This window comes from uncultured Aquimarina sp. (assembly GCF_947495315.1).
Classification (GTDB): domain Bacteria; phylum Bacteroidota; class Bacteroidia; order Flavobacteriales; family Flavobacteriaceae; genus Aquimarina.
Genome location: NZ_CANLYD010000022.1, coordinates 69,819 through 85,634 on the forward strand (window position 1 = coordinate 69,819; position 15,816 = coordinate 85,634).

General features: G+C 33.3%; 13 protein-coding genes. 4 read left to right on the forward strand and 9 right to left on the reverse strand.

All coding sequences use genetic code 11. The features are described 5' to 3' along the window. Positions 1-373 precede the first annotated feature (373 nt). From Q0910_RS26445 to Q0910_RS26480, 8 genes are all read right to left on the reverse strand, one after another. Positions 374-1,276: an aldo/keto reductase gene (locus tag Q0910_RS26445; protein ID WP_299223325.1), complete on the reverse strand. Its 903-nt coding sequence runs from the start codon at positions 1,274-1,276 to the stop codon at positions 374-376. 39 nt (positions 1,277-1,315) lie between these two features. Then, the gene (locus tag Q0910_RS26450) at positions 1,316-4,180 is read right to left on the reverse strand and encodes a glycoside hydrolase family 3 N-terminal domain-containing protein (RefSeq protein ID WP_299223395.1); all 2,865 of its coding nucleotides are present in this window, start codon (positions 4,178-4,180) and stop codon (positions 1,316-1,318) included. Between the two features lie 154 nt (positions 4,181-4,334). After that, positions 4,335-4,820 (reverse strand): ABC transporter ATPase, encoded by a 486-nt coding sequence (locus Q0910_RS26455; RefSeq protein WP_299223327.1) that lies wholly within the window; start codon positions 4,818-4,820, stop codon positions 4,335-4,337. Positions 4,821-4,942: 122 nt separating this feature from the next. Beyond that, on the reverse strand, positions 4,943-5,734 hold the full coding sequence (locus Q0910_RS26460) for a (Fe-S)-binding protein (protein ID WP_299223329.1): 792 nt from the start codon (positions 5,732-5,734) through the stop codon (positions 4,943-4,945). Positions 5,735-5,798: 64 nt separating this feature from the next. Next, positions 5,799-6,245 (reverse strand): phosphoheptose isomerase, encoded by a 447-nt coding sequence (locus tag Q0910_RS26465; RefSeq protein ID WP_299223331.1) that lies wholly within the window; start codon positions 6,243-6,245, stop codon positions 5,799-5,801. 67 nt (positions 6,246-6,312) lie between these two features. Continuing rightward, entirely contained in the window at positions 6,313-7,632 is a 1,320-nt protein-coding gene (locus Q0910_RS26470) for a (Fe-S)-binding protein (RefSeq protein ID WP_299223333.1), read from the reverse strand. Positions 7,633-7,645: 13 nt separating this feature from the next. After that, positions 7,646-8,596 (reverse strand): MlaD family protein, encoded by a 951-nt coding sequence (locus Q0910_RS26475; RefSeq protein ID WP_299223335.1) that lies wholly within the window; start codon positions 8,594-8,596, stop codon positions 7,646-7,648. Positions 8,597-8,682: 86 nt separating this feature from the next. After that, a complete protein-coding gene (locus Q0910_RS26480; RefSeq protein WP_299223337.1) occupies positions 8,683-9,816 on the reverse strand; it encodes an N-acetylmuramoyl-L-alanine amidase in 1,134 nt (377 codons plus the stop codon). Positions 9,817-10,014: 198 nt separating this feature from the next. Between Q0910_RS26480 and Q0910_RS26485 the strand changes: the two genes are divergently transcribed. The 4 genes from Q0910_RS26485 to Q0910_RS26500 all read left to right on the forward strand — a co-directional run bounded on the left by Q0910_RS26485 (position 10,015) and on the right by Q0910_RS26500 (position 14,822). Continuing rightward, on the forward strand, positions 10,015-12,795 hold the full coding sequence (locus Q0910_RS26485) for a putative LPS assembly protein LptD (protein ID WP_299223339.1): 2,781 nt from the start codon (positions 10,015-10,017) through the stop codon (positions 12,793-12,795). 115 nt (positions 12,796-12,910) lie between these two features. Next, the gene (locus Q0910_RS26490) at positions 12,911-13,291 is read left to right on the forward strand and encodes a RidA family protein (protein ID WP_299223341.1); all 381 of its coding nucleotides are present in this window, start codon (positions 12,911-12,913) and stop codon (positions 13,289-13,291) included. Positions 13,292-13,357: 66 nt separating this feature from the next. Next, positions 13,358-13,921 carry a hypothetical protein gene (locus Q0910_RS26495; protein WP_299223343.1) on the forward strand — a complete coding sequence of 188 codons (564 nt, stop codon included), beginning with the start codon at positions 13,358-13,360 and terminating at the stop codon, positions 13,919-13,921. Positions 13,922-14,468: 547 nt separating this feature from the next. Further along, entirely contained in the window at positions 14,469-14,822 is a 354-nt protein-coding gene (locus Q0910_RS26500; protein ID WP_299223345.1) for a cupin domain-containing protein, read from the forward strand. 2 nt (positions 14,823-14,824) lie between these two features. Here Q0910_RS26500 and pfkA read toward each other — a convergent pair whose 3' ends face one another. Beyond that, positions 14,825-15,811 (reverse strand): 6-phosphofructokinase, encoded by a 987-nt coding sequence (pfkA, locus tag Q0910_RS26505; RefSeq protein WP_299223347.1) that lies wholly within the window; start codon positions 15,809-15,811, stop codon positions 14,825-14,827. Positions 15,812-15,816: the final 5 nt, after the last annotated feature.

Here is a 15,816-nt window from a genome sequence, read left to right on the forward strand (position 1 = left end):
AAGTCTTATAATCACATAACTATAAACCTGCCAGCTACGGTAGATCCTAACTATTTGGTTTTTTTAATCCACGCGATCAAAATCTGGCCACGGCACACATACCCCTACGCAACCGTAGCCATTTGATTTCTAAGTAAAGTTAATCTGACTAAAATGCCTACCATAATCATCAAACTAAACTATTACTATATATATGTGTCGTGAGAGATTATTTTGTTACCCCCTCTTTCTTGATTTTTTTTATTTTTTTTATTTAGGCAAATATATGACGTGCAAAAATCAACTTCTTAGCTAAAAGATGTTGTATTTAGTTTTTATAATAACGAAATTAAAATTGAAAACCTGCTTTTAAGTTTCCAAAACAGAAATATAATTAAGCAACCTCCTCACCTTTAGAAGCTTCCCATATCCTAAACCACTCTTCATCTGTAATCTGAAGTGATAAAGAATTTACAGCAGACTGAATACGATTTATTTTTGTTGAACCTATAATGGGTACTATTCCTGAAGGGTGTTTTAATATCCAAGCGGTCAGTATTTGATCAGGAGATGTATCATACTTATCTGCTAAACTATTTACAACTTTATTTATTCTTAAAACTTTTTCATCTGGTTGTTTTGAAAAGAACTTCCCTCCAGCAAGCGTAGAATACGCCATAGGTTTTATGTTATGCTTTATACACTGATCTAAAGAACCATCAATAAATGGTGCTAGCTGTAATGGTGAGATTTCTATTTGATTGGTTTGTAGCGGAAAAGAAGTATTTAACATATCGAACTGAGAAGTAGCAAAATTAGACACTCCAAAATTCAACACTTTACCACTTGATTTTAGCATTTCAAAAGCTTCTGCTATCTCTGATGGATTCATTAGAGGGCTTGGCCTATGAATCAACAACATATCTATATAATCTGTTTGTAAATTCATCAATGATTGTTCTACAGACTCTATAATATATTTTTTGGTTGTCTTATAGGACTTTATCTTGTTGTCAGGTCGATTAGGAGTCACTAACCTAATTCCACATTTAGTAATCAACTGTATTTGTTTTCTTAGCGAGCTTTTATCTTTGATAGCACTACCAAATAATGCTTCGGTGGTATAATGTCCATAAATATCTGCGTGATCAAAGGTTGTTACGCCAATATCAATGCAATCTTCGATTAATTTTTGAGATTGATCAATGGTAAGATTTGCTCCCCATTCTCCCCAATTCATACATCCCGCTACTATTCTAGAAAATAATGATCCGTTTTCTGAAACCTTTGTATTCATTTTATTTAATTTTTAGACTATAACCTAAGATATATCTTCTCAATAATTTATTGCTTCATATATCAATCGCTGAATTTCTGATCGAATATCGTTTGATATCAATTTACGATTGGCAGAATCAGGAAACGTACGATTACTAAGAAATACGTAGATGATTTCTTCATCAGGGTCTGCCCAGGTAAATGTCCCGGTAAAACCACTATGCCCATAACTATTCATAGATATACAACCACAAGTGGGTCCCACATCACCTAACTGAGGTTTATCAAATCCCACACCTCTTCTTACATCTCTATCACAATAAGTGCAGGTATTAAACTCAGCTATAGTCTGACTGCCTATATATTGCTTACCACCATAATACCCGCCATTAAGATACATCTGCATTATCTTAGTAACATCGTTTGCATTAGAAAATAAACCTGCATGACCTCCAATACCTCCAAACATTGCCGCTCCCTGATCGTGTACATATCCGTGAACAATCTCTTTTCTATATGCTTGATCATTTTCGGTAGGAACAATGTGCTTTTTATCAAACTTGCTTAACGGTAAATACCCCATATTACTTGCTCCTATCGCCTTGTAAAGATGTTGTTGAGTCAAAGCGTCTAAATTATTTCCATAGTGTTCTTCGATAAAAGATTTCATTAAATAATATGGAAGATCACTGTATTTATAACTAAGCCTACTTCTTAATTCGCTATCTCTTATCCGTAACATTAGTGAATCTTTCATATCACTTCTTAGATACAAATTACCAGTTACTTTAATATTAAATTCATCAGAAGGTTTATTTCTATAGTATTTCTTATCTGGTCTTGTAGTAGCAGTATCTAGCGTTTTTAAATAAAAAGGAATCCAGGCTCTTAATCGTGCATAATGGGACAGCATCGATCTAACAGTAATATCCTTTTTATTAGAATCGCTAAACGAAGGCAACATCTCTCCTACTCTGGTATCCAAAGATAAAATACCTTTATCTTTTAGTTCCATTGTTAATGGTAATGTAGAAAGAATTTTAGTCAAGGATGCCAAGTCATAAATGTCTGAGCTTTTAACTTTCCGGGATTTTGAATAGGTATGGTATCCATAATTTTTATTGAAAATCACCTTACCTTTTCTCGCGACGATTAATTGCAAGCCTGGCGTCATATCTCCTCTTAAGGCTATATCTACTATTGAATCAATACGCTCTAATTTATGAGAGTTCATACCTACCGTTTCCGGTATACCATATGTAAGGCGTTTTAAAGATCTTGTTTCAAACCCTGTTCCTAAAGGAAAATCCACACCAAGACTTACCGGAAGTTTTCCTTTTGCTTCTATAGCTCCAAAAAGCAATTGAGCGGCTTTTTGTTGGGCAACCGGACTATTTTGATATGCCATTAAAATACCTTCAAAGTTTGTGGTTGTCTGCAAATCTAACATTGCATAAGGGCGAGAAAAAACACTAAGAACCGTATTATTTAACCTAGCGATTTCATATAGCCATACCAATTCTTTATCCTTAAACTTATAATCTTTCCAAGGATTAGCATTTGATTTATGTAAACCAACAATGACATAATTATAGTTTCGTAACTGATCCAATATATCAGATAGCTGATTACCTTTTACCCAATCTACTTTAGTATACTTGTTCAGTTCTTCTAAAAAGATTTCTCCAGAATCATCTCCGAGAGAAACATATGCTACTTTTTTAAGATCTAAATTTTTAACAGGTAATATTGCCCGATCGTTTTTGATTAAGGTTAAAGAATTCTCTACCAGTTTATGATGCAAAACCTCATTGGCAATACTATTAAGCTCTTCGGTAAGGTATTCAGTTTTTACAGGCTTGTATTTATGAAGTCCTGCCTTATATTTTGCTTGTAGTATCTTTTTAACAGAGTGGGATAAGCGTTGCTCTGTAATTTCACCCGCGTAATACGCTGATACAATTTTCTGAGATGCCAGTGGAACATCTTCTGATATTAAAAGAATATCATTTCCTGCCTTCAAAGCTGCAAGATCAATATCGCCAGGGGCTTTAAAATCAGAAGCTCCTTTCATATTCAAAGCATCTGTAATGATTACCCCTTCAAAACCAAGACTGTCTTGTAAAATATTAGTAACTACGTTCTCAGAAATTGAAGATGGATATCCCGATCGAGGTTCTAAGCTTGGAATATTAAGGTGTGCGACCATCACACTGGATAATCCGTCAGCAATTAGTTTACGATATGGGTATAGCTCTATACTATCTATTCTTTTTTGATCAAAATTAATGGTTGGCAATGTTTTATGTGAGTCACTATCCGTATCTCCGTGACCTGGAAAATGTTTTGCACTTGCCAGAACACCCTCTTTTTGCATTCCTTTCATAAAAGCTAACGCCTTCTCTGTCACATTATCCTTGTCTTCACCAAAAGAACGATTCCCAATAATTGGGTTTTTTGGATTCGTATTCATATCCACAACAGGTGCAAAATTAATATGGACACCTAACCGTTTACAGTGTTTAGCTATTTGTCGACCTGTCTCTTCTATTAAATCATTATCCTGAATAGCTCCCAAAGTCATATTCCACGGAAAAGCTTTGGTAGAATCCAATCGCATAGCTAATCCCCATTCTGCATCCATCCCAATAAGTAAAGGCACTTTAGAGAGTTCTTGATACTCATTATTTAATTTAGCCTGACGCTGTGGCCCTCCTTTAGAAAAGATAATTCCTCCAATATGAAATTCCTCTATCAGTTTCTTTATTTTGTCTGTCTCTTTCTTAGGTTTTGAAGAAAAAACATCTACCATAAATAGTTGTCCTATTTTTTCCTTTAGTGTCATTCGATTATAAATACTATCTACCCACAATCTTTGGGTATCATATTCATCTTCAACAATAAGTGGACTTAATGGAATTATATCAGTTTTTAGTTCAATAGTAAGAGAATCAGGCTGATTTGCGTTGATCGAATCTTCTATCTTTAAAACATCAGATTGCTGGGAATAAACTGATAAGGTGAAAATAAAAATTATATAGGAAAAGTATTTTGTAAAAGTATATCGCACAAAAAAACTAATTTAAAAAACGGTTATGCCAACTTTCTTTAGCAGGAACTTCCCAATCTGTTTTATATTCGGCAATATTAGTTACCAGATTATTAAACACAATAGTATTAGGAGATACAGATCGGTTTTTTGCCATTTTCCTAAAGTCTGTAAGTGATTTATATGCAACAAACTCTCCTTGTTTATAAGAAACATTCATTTTATCCATCAAATCGACATTGTAATCGCTTTCTAATTTCTGGATAAAATGTACGGAAGCATCTATAGAACATCCTGTAGCCGCATTCGCATCTTGATCTAGAGCAATACTAATAAACCTTTTATATTTTATATCATATCCTGCCTTAAGATCTGCTCCGTGTGCAGTCCATTGTGTTATAAAAGTATCTAACTTTTTTTTTATCTCTTCTAACTCCTCTGAAGTAAAGGATCTATTGGCTTGATATATCCAAATTCTCGAAGTATCAGGGAGCTCATTAAAATCTACTAACATCTGCTTTCTTTTTATTCTCTAAAATAACAAAAACTATTTCTAATTGTTGCAACAAAAAAGAGTTAATATGAAGAAACATATTAACTCTTTAATTATTGTATTTCATTTATTAAAAAATACTTTTATAAATCTTGAGCATTTGCAATTAATTCTGCCACATCCATCACATCAATACTATCTTCTTTCTCTTTGCTTTTCACACCATCGGTCATCATAGTATTACAGAAAGGACAACCAGCAGCAATAATATCAGGTTTTGTTTCCAGAGCATCCTCAGTTCTTTCGATATTAACATCTTTATTACCTGGTTCTGGTTCCTTAAACATTTGTGCTCCTCCTGCTCCGCAGCATAACCCATTGCGCTTGCAACGCTTCATCTCTATAAGTTCTACTTCTAATTTCCTAAGAAGATCCCTAGGTGCTTCATATACATCATTTGCTCTACCCAAGTAACAAGGATCGTGAAAAGTAATACGTTTTCCTTTAAACTTTCCTCCTTGTACGGTTAATCTTCCTTCATCTAACAAAGACTTAAGAAATTGTGTATGGTGCATCACTTCATAATCTCCTCCTAATACAGGATACTCATTTTTTAATGTATTGAAACAATGAGGACAAGCGGTAACTACTTTCTTTATTTCATAAGCATTCATTACTTCTATATTTGTAACTGCTTGCATCTGGAACAAGAATTCATTACCTGATCTTTTGGCAGGATCACCAGTACAGCTTTCCTCCGTACCTAATACAGCAAAGTCTACATTGGCACTATGAAGTAATTTCACAAAAGCTTTAGTAATTTTCTTGGCTCTGTCATCAAAACTACCAGCACAGCCTACCCAAAATAAAACTTCTGGCTTTTTTCCTTCAGCCATATACTCTGCCATTGTTGGCACCTTTACTGTTTCACTCATATGTATTTACTATTTATATATTATGATTTCCGTTTTAAAAATTATTCAAAACAAAAATTCATATTTAATCGTGTTTACCGTCGTCAAAAACTTCGATGGTTACTACTCTCTCTACCAGTTCTGTAAATTTACCAGTATAACGAGTAGCTTTTACCAAGTGATTATCAATCCAATGATAGTTTCCTCCTCTTGGTTTTCCCATTAAAAGACTATGATACTTAAATCCGTGTTTATTTAACCAAGCCTCTGTAACTTCTCTATGATCTTCTGTTCTGGATGTAAAAAAGCATATAATATGTCCTTCTTCATACCATTTGTTCAATGTAATTAATGCATCCGGAAATGGTGCACAAGTAGCCATTCTCTCTGGTTCTTCATTAGGAACATCTTCTGTAATTGTTCCATCAATATCAATAAGATAGTTTTTAATACCTTCTGGTAAAACAGGACTAATATGTTCTCCGGCTTCTATCTTATCATGCAATAGTTTCTCTACTTCTTCCTTCTTCATAATTTCTAAATTCTCTTAAATTTTTAAAGTTTATGGTTAATAGTTATGGTTAATCGTATTATCATTTTTATTCTTGACTCCAGTTTAATCTATCCATTTGGTTAAATGGCCAAGGAGCTCCATTATTTTCTATGTTAGACATCATATTATTAAGGTCTGTTGGCGCTGCACTTTGCTCCATTACTAAATATCTTCTCATATCTAAAATAATAGACAATGGACTAATACTCACCGGGCAGGCCTCTACACAAGCATTACAACTTGTACACGCCCATAATTCTTCTGGAGTAATATAATCGTTTAATAATTGTTTACCATCGTCAACAAAACTACCATTCTTATCAATATTATCTCCTACTTCCTGAAGGCGATCTCTGGTATCCATCATAATTTTACGAGGCGACAGCTTCTTACCTGTCTGGTTTGCCGGACATTCACTAGTACAACGTCCACACTCTGTGCAAGTATATGAATTAAGTAACTGTACCCAGTTTAGATCTGTTACATCAGAAGCACCAAATTTTTCTGGTTCAGCTTCGGCTTCGTCTTCTGCAGGGGCTGCAAATGGATCTGCATTAGGGTCCATCATAAGCATCACCTCTTTGGTAACAGCTTCTAGGTTATCCATTTGTCCTTTAGGCTTTAAGTCTCCAAAATACGTATTAGGAAATGCTAAAAGGATATGTAAATGTTTAGAGAAATATAAATAGTTCAGAAATATTAGAATCCCTATAATATGCATCCACCAAGCACCTCTTTCGACAAGAATCAAACTTGCTTCTGACATTCCATTAAATAATGGTGCTATATATTGACTTACTGGATATGCTCCAGCTTTCGCATAATGTTCTGCTCCCAAACTTTGTAATTGGAAATCTGCACCATTCATTGTAAGAAACAGTGTCATTAATACAACCTCAAAATACAGGATAATATTACCATCATTTTTAGGCCAACCTTTTAAAGTCTTAAAACGCTTAATATTAATTACATTTCTTCTTATCCAGAATATAAATACACTCACTAGCACTAAAAGTGCTAAAATTTCAAAAGAACCAATTAGGAAATCATAAAAACCTCCTAAAAAAGCAAATATTCTATGTGTCCCTAAAATACCATCTATGATAATTTCCAGTACTTCAATATTGATAATAATAAATCCTAAATAGACTACAACATGTAATATTCCCGAAATAGGTCTTCTTACCATCTTAGATTGCCCAAAAGCAATACGCGCCATATTATTGAAGCGCTCTTTTTTATTATCAGTTCGATCTACATCCTTACCCAATCGAATATTCCGAATGACTTTACGAATGTTTTTAGTAAAATATCCAATTCCAGCTATTAAAGCAATTATAAATATGATATTAGGAATATATTGCATAGTTTGGTAGTAGTTAGTTTATTGAATCTGTTGGTTTTACGTACGGTTTATTCTTTTTCCCAAAGACAGAGACATTCACATATCGCGTTGGGTTTAATCGAAGATCCTGAAGTAATAATTCTAGTTCTTTACTGGCTTTTTCTAAATTACCATATAATTTATCATCCTTAAGTAGCTTACCCGCAGTTCCGTTTCCAACTTCTAAATCTTTAGAGATTTTTTCGAAATTAGCTAAAACACTGTCTAAATCATTAACCAACTTACCTATGTTAACCTTTGATAAGGAATCCGAGAATTGGTTAAGATTCGTTGACATTTCGTCGAGATTAGAAAGCGTACTGTTTAGCTTCCCTTCATTACCTGACAAAATATTGTTCAACGCTCCAGATGCGCCTTTGAAGTTTCTAACCGTAATACTTAGGTCTTTAAATATAGAATTCAGATTATTTTTATTATCAAGAGATAAAATTTCATTTACAGAAGTTAATAACGTATCCGCATCTTTTATTGCGGATTCTAATTTGAGCTGAAGTGGTGTTAACTGTTCATTTACCAATTCCAAAAGACCTGCTTCTACTTTTCCTGGAAGCGTGTCTTGATCTTTTGCTTCCAATCCTTGTTCATAAATAGGCTCTATTGCAAGGCTTTTGCCTCCAATTAAACCTCCTCCATAAACCTTTGCCAAGCTATTTTTAGAGAAAGAAAAATTACTATTAACATTAAATTTAACCAACAGTTTCCCGTTAGTATCAGCAAAACCTATAGAAATGACTTTACCGACTACTAGACCATTTATGGTAACAGCAGAAGAAGGTATTAAACCTTCTACATTATCATATATAGCATAAAAAGTCCTATCATCATTCAAAAGGTTTTTACCTTTTAAAAAACTATAACCAAAAATCAAAAGTGCTATAGCAGACAGTGCTAAAATTCCTGTTTTAACTTCGCGAGTAAATTTCAAAATAGCATATGTTTAGGACACAAATTTAGAATAAAAAAAATACTTCTAAAGATTATTAACGAACGAATTATCAGTATTTATTTAGATTAATTCGATGAAGTATCTGTTTTTAACGCTTCTGTAAGTGGAATTAATTCATTATCCTTAAATGCAACCACAAAACAAGAGGTATACCCTTTCTCTACAGCTACACCTTTTAACTCCTTGATTAAATTATAATTAGAGGTGTTTCCGAAGTAGTATTTATGTAACTCACCAAACTGAACTTTGGACAATTGATTCAATCCATTAAAATTTTTCGGGTCAAGCTCAATATCATTAGAACCGGCTGCAATCTGAACTTTAAAAATTATATCATCATATAATTCCTCTCCCACCATTTGTGTTATTGAATCATTGTTAACTGTTTCTGGGATTTCAGGTTCCGGCACATAATACGCTGCATCCAGGCTTTCCTTATAATCTACGATTGACTTGATTATAGATTTCGCCATTTCTTCCTGACCTTTTTTAGAATTAAGATATTTCCCTTCTTTATTATTAGTAAGAAATCCTAATTCTATAAGCACGCTTGGCATATATGTCTGGTGTAATACAACAAAACCAGCTTGTTTTACTCCTCTACTTTTTCGTTTTAATGTTTTATTGAATCTATTCTGCACAAAACTTGCTAGCGTAAGGCTTTGATCAAGATATTCTTCCTGCATTAATGTTAATCCTATAATAGATTCTGGAGAATTCGGATCAAAACCATCATAGTTTGCCTCGTAATTATCTTCCATTAAGATAACAGAGTTTTCATTTTTCGCTACATTAAAGTTTTCATCATTAGCATGCAATCCTAATACAAATGTTTCTGTTCCATATGCTTGAGAATGATGAGAGTTACAATGAACAGATACAAATAGATCTGCCTTTGCTTTATTTGCTATACTTCCTCTCTCGTGTAATTCGATAAATTTATCATCCTTTCTAGTATATACTACTTTAAATCTATCGTCCTTTTCTAAAGCCGTTCCAACTGCTAATACTACTTTAAGAGAGATATCCTTCTCTTTATAACCATTACCTCTGTTTCCAGGGTCATGTCCACCATGTCCAGCATCCAAAACCACGACAAACTTTTCCTTATAACTATCCGGAGCTACTGATATAGAAAATGCAGACAGTATAAAAATCAATACAATCGACAAGGAGCTATATATTATTTTCTTTTTCATAATTACACAAAATTATCACTTAGCTTGAAACATTACCTAATTGTTTCCGTATTTAGTATAATAATTCTAAAATCATAAGGTTATGATCTTAGAAATTACAATACAAGTTTTATTTACAATAACGTCGGAGCCCTGTATTTGATATAAATATTTATTTTTTTACCAATTACAATCTCTACATAAAAAATATATGTAATTTTGGCACTTCAAAAACTAAGCCATAGTTTTACAAAAATAGGATTTAAACCATTGCAAACAACGGTACGTAACATACTTTATTCACTAAGTTTTTCACTATTTTGTATTTGTTATACAACTGCACAAGAGTTTGATAAAACCACTAAGAAACCAGTTCCGGTTAAAAAGGATACTCTTTCTATACCTAAGAACACTGTAGATCCAAAATCAGAAATACTTCAGAATGAGAAAGATCAAGATACCACCAAGAAGGACACCATTGCGGAACCACCACAATTATTGACGGATAAAGTAAAATACAAATCCACTGATTATATGAAACTTAGTCGTAGAGAAAACAAAATGTATCTCTACAATGAAGCTGAAATCATATATGGTGAAATGCAAATTAACGCAGGACTTATTATCGTTGACAATGCTAAAAACGAAGTATATGCCTATGGTATTAAGGATTCTGTTGGTGACTATTCTCAGACCCCAATTTTTAAACAAGCTCAGAATGTAGTAGAGCCGGATTCTATTCGTTTTAATTTTGACACAGAAAAAGCACTTATTTACAATTCCAGAACCAAACAAGGTGAAATGAATGTTAAAGGAGAAGTGTCAAAAAGAGTGAATGATTCTGTTATATATATGAATAATGTAAAATTCACTACTGCTGAGGATGTTGATAACGCAGATTATTACTTTTATGCAAGACGAATAAAACTAGTCCCTAAAAAGAAGATAGTAACAGGACTTGTAAATATGTTTATTGCGGACGTTCCAACACCTCTTGGCTTACCTTTTGGGTATTTCCCTTTACAGGAAAACAGAACTTCTGGCTTTATTATTCCTAGTTATGGAGAAGAAAATAATAGAGGATATTTTCTTCAGAATGGTGGGTACTATTTTGCATTAAGTGATTTTGCAGATTTAACAATAACTGGTGATTACTATACCAATGGTAGTTATACGCTCTTAACAGAATCTGCATATGCAGTACGTTATAAATATAGAGGGAATCTTAGGTTTAGGTTTGAAAACAATCTAACTAGTGAACGAGGTTTTCCTGATTTTTCTAGAACTACTACATATAATATTCAGTGGACTCATAACCAGGATGCAAAAGCAAATCCTAACTCAAGATTTTCTGCATCGGTAAACTTTGGAAGTAGTGACTTTTTTCAGCAATCTACGAATCAGTTAAATACCGGTAATTTCTTAAACAATCAGCTTAGTTCTTCTATTTCCTATGCTAAAACGTTTCAAGGAGATCCGCAAGTAAATTTTAATATAGCCGCCAATCATAATTCTAATACTCAAACAGGAATAGTTAATCTTACTCTTCCTAATGTAAATGCTAGCGTATCACGAATATTTCCTTTTGCGCCAAAAGTGGGTATTAAAAAAGGAATTATTCAAAACATCAACACGCAATATAACTTTAGAGGAGAAAATAGAATTCAGACTACGGATGACGAGCTTTTTACTTCTGAGATGTTTCAGGGCGCAAGTATAGGAATGCAACACACAATTCCTATCAGTACCAATTTTAAGATCTTTAAATATCTAAGTGCTACTACGGGAACAAGTTTTCAGGAGAATTGGGTGTTTGAGACTATCGAACAGAGTTTTGATGAAGATGCCAATGACGGCGTAGGTGAAGTAGTAAGAGACACAATTACGGGTTTTGATGCATACAGAACTTATAATTTTTCTGCTAGTTTAGGAACTACTATTTATGGTACCTTTAACTTTAAAAAAGACAAGAAAATACAAGCGATCCGTCATACGATGAGACCTTCTATAAGTTATAGTATCAATCCGGCTTTTAATGAATTCTATGATGAATATACTATCCCTGATGATCTGAGCACACCGGATATTGATGAAGCAGAAGTGGTTGAATATTCACGTTTTGAAGGTGGTTTCTTTGGAGCACCAAGTAATACTTTTTCGAGTAGCGTAGGTTTTTCTTTAAGTAATAATCTAGAAGCAAAAGTAAGAAGCAGGGACACCACTGCCACTGAACCTAAAAAAGTGGTACTACTAAATAATTTAAATTTTCGAACAGCTTATAATATTGCTGGTGACTCACTTCAAGTTAGTCCTCTATCAATAACTGGAAATATTCCTATCGTTCAGAATAAATTAGACATTAATTTTAGTGCAGAGTTAGATCCTTATGCATTAGACAACAACAATCGTAAAATTGATGTTTGGAACATTAATAATGGTGGTAGTTTGTTTAGGTTAACCAGAGCTAGTGCTAATTTTGGATACTCGTTCTCTAGCAAAGATTTTGAAAAAGGAAAATCCGATGAAGACCCTTTAAGCAACCAAACCTTAAGAAATGGTGGTAGGCCAGATAACCTATTTGGTGGAGGAACAGATTTTAGAGAAGAGCAAACATATCGACAAAACGATAATGATCGAGAACAAAAGGATGTTAAAAATTATAGTTATAAAATTCCCTGGTCCTTACGTTTATCGTATACGGTTAATTATAGCAATAATGCACGGCAAAACGAAATATCCTCTCATTCCATTATGTTCTCTGGTGATGTAGAATTAGCTCCTAAATGGTCTGTAGGTGTATCTTCTGGATACGATCTTAAAAATCCAGGGTTTACATATACCAACCTCAGATTCCAAAGAGATCTGGATAGCTGGAATATGAGTTTTAACTGGATTCCTTTTAGTGACCGAACGTCTTGGAACTTTTTTATTGGAATTAAATCTTCAGTTCTTAGTGATATTAAGTACGATAAAAGACGAGAACCAGACAGACAGTTATAATAATAGTTTTGACCCATCGACACCTGTCCGCCTCTGGAGGAAGCTCAGGGTAACGGTTTGAAGAATCTATAATTAGTTCATAAAATCAAAATAAACAATAACACTTTCACACATCATGAAAAAAATAATAACTACTTCTAAAGCTCCAGCCCCAATAGGACCTTACAATCAAGCTATTCTTAACGGAAACACACTATACACCTCTGGTCAGATTGCAATTAATCCAGAAACTGGTGAACTAGTTATGGATGATATAAAAACGGAAGCAGAACAGGTGATGCTAAATCTTAAAGCTATTTTGAATGAAGTTGATATGACTTTCGAAAATGTTATTAAAACAACTATTTTCTTGAGCGACATGAACAATTTTTCAAAAGTAAATGAAGTATATGGAAACTATTTTGATGAAAACACTGCACCAGCTAGAGAAACAGTAGCAGTTGCTGCTTTACCAAAATTTGTGAATGTAGAAATCTCTGTGATTGCTGTTAAATAAGTTCTTGTTTAAAAAATATGCGATGAAACTCAAGTGAATTTTACTTGAGTTTTTTTATTTTTAATCATGTTTGATTTTACAATTAGTTCAAAAGATCATTTATCTAAAATTATCACGGAAAAAGGAATCACCTCTTGGTCTGAACTGGTAAACTACGTAAAAAACATTCCCTATGGCAGAAATTCCAATAGAACTGATGCTTCATTAGTTATTACAGAAAATAAAGGAACCTGTAGTTCTAAACACGCTTTATTAAAAAGAATCGCAGATCTAAATGAGATGCATGATATTGAGCTCATTATAGGAATTTATAAAATGAATGTTACAAATACTCCTAAAATAGGAAATGTACTTCTGCATAGTGATCTGAAATATATTCCAGAAGCACATTGCTATCTTAGATATAATGACGAAACAATTGACGCCACCTCAAATTCATCGGATTTTGAAAGTATTAAAAACGATGTTATGATTGAAAAAAACATACAACCAGATCAGGTAGGTGATTATAAGGTGAAATACCATAAAGATTTCATCAAAGAATGGATTATCTCCGAAAAGCTAAATTTTTCATTTAGCGAAATATGGAAAATTAGAGAACAGTGTATTCATAATTTATCAGACAATTGAACTGATTCTTTACTTTCTAATTTCATAAACAAAAATCAAAACACCTTCAAAACATAAGCAAAATCAATACCTTTCAGATGTTGATCAATTTTGGCACGGCTATTGTTTATTAAATAGTAATAACAATTAAAATTATATATTATGAAAACTTTACTATTTAAATTCAAGTTTGATTCTACATCTTTTATTAACTTTTTAAAAGAACTTCCTGCATCTTCAGCTTATGCTATTCATAGATAATAGAAGATGAGAATTCAGGAAACACTGACCGATAAAAATTCGGGCTCACCCAAAAATTGTTGGGTACAAAAATATTGGAAACCTTAAAAAGCGAGATACTGTAAAAAAGATCTCGCTTTTGTATTTTAAGTCCCTACTATTTTATCTTCTATTCTAAAAATCAACATTATTTTTTCGTAATTCTGTTTTGGTTTTTAAAAACTCTACACGTAAAACTACCACCCGGATTATCTAGGTTTTATGATTTAACTCATAAAATCAAAGGAAAAACGCTCCTAATTTTGTAGTAATTAAAAATACAATTGATATGCAAGTAACTTCCTTATTAAATAATCTTATTTACGGAGACGAAAAACCAGTAATCACGAAATTAATAGAAAACGATGCCACTAAAGAGATTAGAATAGTTTTTAAAAAAGGGCAAGAAATGAAAAAACATAAAACTATTTTTCCTATAACTGTAGAGATTTTCGAAGGGGAAATCGGGTTTTTTATTAATAATATAACGTATGTTCTTAAAAAAGGAGATATAATTTCGCTAGAACCTAATATCAGTCACAGTCTTATTGCATCAGAAAATAGCATTGTCCGGCTTTCTCTATCCAAAAATGATTCTGTTGAAAAGGATACAAAAAGTAAATCATTAGGAATAATAAACTAGCATTATACAGAGAGTATATCCGAAATACGCAGTAATTCTTTGTTGATACTATGATCTTCTTTTAATCCTTCATCAAAATTGATGGAAACTATCTTATTATTAAGTACCCCAACCATTACATTCTCCTCTCCGTCTAACAATGATTCTACCGCCTTGACACAAAGTCGGCTTGCCAACGTTCTATCGAAGCAAGAAGGAGAACCTCCTCGCTGCATATGCCCTAGAACAGTTACTCTTACATCATAATCTGGTAAATTTTCGGTAACATAATCAGCAAGTTCATATACATTTTTTCCGATTTTATCACCTTCACACACGACCACAATACTAGAAGATTTACCCGAACGTTTACTTCGTTTTAAGGATTCTAATAACCTATCTAGCCCTAAATCTTCTTCTGGAATTAGTATTTCCTCTGCTCCTGCTCCTACTCCGCTATTTAACGCTATAAATCCTGCATCGCGCCCCATTACCTCTATAAAAAACAAGCGATCGTGCGAACTAGCAGTATCCCTAATCTTATCAATGGCTTCTACAACAGTATTCAGCGCAGTATCATATCCTATTGTAAAATTAGTACCTGCAATATCATTATCAATGGTTCCTGGAACACCAATAACAGGAATATCATGCTCTTTACTAAATATCTCGCCACCTCTAAAAGTGCCATCACCACCGATCAATATCATGGCATCAACTTCAGCGTTTTTAAGATTCTCTGCTGCTTTTTTTCTTCCTTCAGCTGTTCTAAATTCTTTGGAACGAGCTGATTTAAGGATCGTTCCTCCTGCACTAATAATATTACGTACGCTTCTGGCATTCAGTTCGCAATAATCATTTTCAATCATTCCCTGATATCCTCTATAAAAACCAATACACTTTACATTGTAATATGAGCAGGCACGAGCAACTGCTCGTATCGCAGCATTCATTCCAGGAGAATCACCGCCAGAGGTCATTACTCCGATAGTTTTAATTTGTCTAGCCATTTATT

Bases quoted from the DNA above. Each gene is read 5' to 3' on its own strand.
- Q0910_RS26445 (WP_299223325.1), bottom strand. From the start codon at position 1,276: ATGAATACAAAGGTTTCAGAAAACGGATCATTATTTTCTAGAATAGTA.
- Q0910_RS26455 (WP_299223327.1), bottom strand. From the start codon at position 4,820: ATGTTAGTAGATTTTAATGAGCTCCCTGATACTTCGAGAATTTGGATA.
- Q0910_RS26460 (WP_299223329.1), bottom strand. From the start codon at position 5,734: ATGAGTGAAACAGTAAAGGTGCCAACAATGGCAGAGTATATGGCTGAA.
- Q0910_RS26465 (WP_299223331.1), bottom strand. From the start codon at position 6,245: ATGAAGAAGGAAGAAGTAGAGAAACTATTGCATGATAAGATAGAAGCC.
- Q0910_RS26470 (WP_299223333.1), bottom strand. From the start codon at position 7,632: ATGCAATATATTCCTAATATCATATTTATAATTGCTTTAATAGCTGGA.
- Q0910_RS26480 (WP_299223337.1), bottom strand. From the start codon at position 9,816: ATGAAAAAGAAAATAATATATAGCTCCTTGTCGATTGTATTGATTTTT.
- Q0910_RS26490 (WP_299223341.1), top strand. From the start codon at position 12,911: ATGAAAAAAATAATAACTACTTCTAAAGCTCCAGCCCCAATAGGACCT.
- Q0910_RS26495 (WP_299223343.1), top strand. From the start codon at position 13,358: ATGTTTGATTTTACAATTAGTTCAAAAGATCATTTATCTAAAATTATC.
- Q0910_RS26500 (WP_299223345.1), top strand. From the start codon at position 14,469: ATGCAAGTAACTTCCTTATTAAATAATCTTATTTACGGAGACGAAAAA.
- pfkA (WP_299223347.1), bottom strand. From the start codon at position 15,811: ATGGCTAGACAAATTAAAACTATCGGAGTAATGACCTCTGGCGGTGAT.